We start from the raw sequence: 1,717 nt of genomic DNA, 5'->3' as shown, positions 1-1,717 counted from the left end.
AACCAGACCGCCGCCGGCGCTTCGGAGGCACTTGGCCGATCATCACGCACGTAGACCCACAGACGTCCTGTCTTCGTGCGGCCGTTGCCGGGCGCCAGCACTGGCAGCGGCGTGTCGTCCGCATGAACCTTGCCGCCGGCCAGCGCGTAGCGGCGCACGGCGTCGACCAGTGGTGCAAGCAGACCCGCGATGCTACCCATCCAGTAGCCCATGGTGCCGGGGTCGATCTCGACGCCGTCGCGCGCGTACATGACTGCCTGGCGATGCAGCGGGATGTGGTACGCGAACTTCGACACGGCGATGTGCGCGAGCAGCGCTGGACCTGGGATGCCACGATCGATCGGTCGACTCGGTGCCGCGGCCTGCACGATGCGATCGCAGCATGCGCAGGCCAGCTTCGGACGGCGGTGGCGAATCACGCGGAAGTGCGCCCGGACGTATTCGAGCTGTTCCGCGACGTCTTCGCCCAGCGGTTTGAGTTGCCCGCCGCAATCGGGGCAGTCATCATCGGCGGGCAGATGGATGCGCTCTTCGCGCTCAAGGTGATCGGGTAACGGCTTGCGGCCCACACCTTCGCGACTCGGCCGTTTCACTGCAGCAGCCGTGGCCATATCGGCCGAGCCTTCATCGGCCTGCAGGTCTTCCAGCCGCAATTCAAGCTGTTCGATCTGGCGATCCAGCTTCTCCGATTTCCGGCCGAACTGCATCCGGCGCAGCTTGGCAATCGTCAGCTTCAGATGTTCGATCTCGATCGCGCGCGACGAGAGCTGCTCGCGCAAACTGGCGACCATCGCCTTCAGCGCGTCAATGTCGTCGGGGAGATCGGCGGGAGCGGCAGACATGCAGTGAGCTTACACGACGCCACCCACAAGCTCTCCACGCGTAATGAACGTTTACAATGCGCTTCGCGGGCGCGCTGCATCGATCGGCTGCCGCCAATCGAAACCTTCGAGCAAGAGCGCGAGCTGAGCGGTCGTCAGCGCAACAACACCGGCATCGGCGCGCGGCCACGCGAAACGTCCTTTCTCGAGGCGCTTCGAGAGCAGGCACAGGCCACCGTCGCACCACCACAAGCACTTCAGCAAGTCACCGCGCTTACCCCGGAACACGAACACGTGCCCGCTATAGGGATCCTTCTCCAGCACGGTTTGCACCTTCGCGGCCAACGAGTTGAAGCCGGAACGCATGTCCGTGACGCCCGCCGCGATCCAGATTCGCGTGTTCGGCGGGATCACTTCAGACAGTCTCGCAAATACTGTTCGGCGAACTCCTGCGACACACCGCGGATACGAATACGTCGTTTGCCGACCTCGATCTCGATTTCACAGCCCGGCGGCATCGCCGGGCTCGCCGACACATTCAGCGTTTGCGCCAGAGCGTGGTTTGGGACGTCTTTCGCAGGCAGATCGACCACATCAACAGGCAGCAGCGCGATGTTTGGTACCGACGGTGCACGTTGCGTATCGAGTAAGCTTCTTCGCCACTGCGCGACCATATTGGCGTTCAAGCCGTGCGCACGCGCTACCTCGGCGATCGAGCGATTCGGATCGTTCGCTTCTGCAGCAACCGCTTCCCGAAACTCCTTCGTGTAGTTCCTCGATCCCGGTTGTCTTCCATGCACCACTGGCTTCATCAATCTGATTCCCATTACATCTGATGGGAATCAGATTGCCGGTGCCGCGCCCTCATGAACAGACGGTACGTGTCGAGTGCTTAC

Annotated in this window: 3 protein-coding genes; all 3 read right to left on the bottom strand. The window is 62.7% G+C overall.

Annotated elements, in window-relative coordinates; genetic code table 11:
* Window positions 1–842: IS66 family transposase (locus tag HWX25_RS32525; protein WP_175912681.1), on the bottom strand; the 842-nt coding region annotated here is incomplete at its 3' end.
* A gap of 51 nt (window positions 843–893) precedes the next feature.
* On the bottom strand, window positions 894–1,235 hold the full coding sequence (gene tnpB / locus HWX25_RS32520) for an IS66 family insertion sequence element accessory protein TnpB (RefSeq protein WP_043179543.1): 342 nt from the start codon (window positions 1,233–1,235) through the stop codon (window positions 894–896).
* Complete coding sequence (locus HWX25_RS32515; protein ID WP_175912678.1) at window positions 1,232–1,633, bottom strand: transposase; 402 nt, start codon at window positions 1,631–1,633, stop codon at window positions 1,232–1,234. The genes tnpB and HWX25_RS32515 overlap by 4 nt, the downstream gene beginning before the upstream one ends.
* Between the last annotated feature and the right edge of the window lie 84 nt (window positions 1,634–1,717).

This window comes from Burkholderia sp. BCC1640 (assembly GCF_902833125.1).
GTDB lineage: Bacteria > Pseudomonadota > Gammaproteobacteria > Burkholderiales > Burkholderiaceae > Burkholderia > Burkholderia diffusa.
The sequence above is the reverse complement of the archived record's forward strand: the minus strand, read 5'-3'. Positions and strand labels throughout refer to the sequence as shown.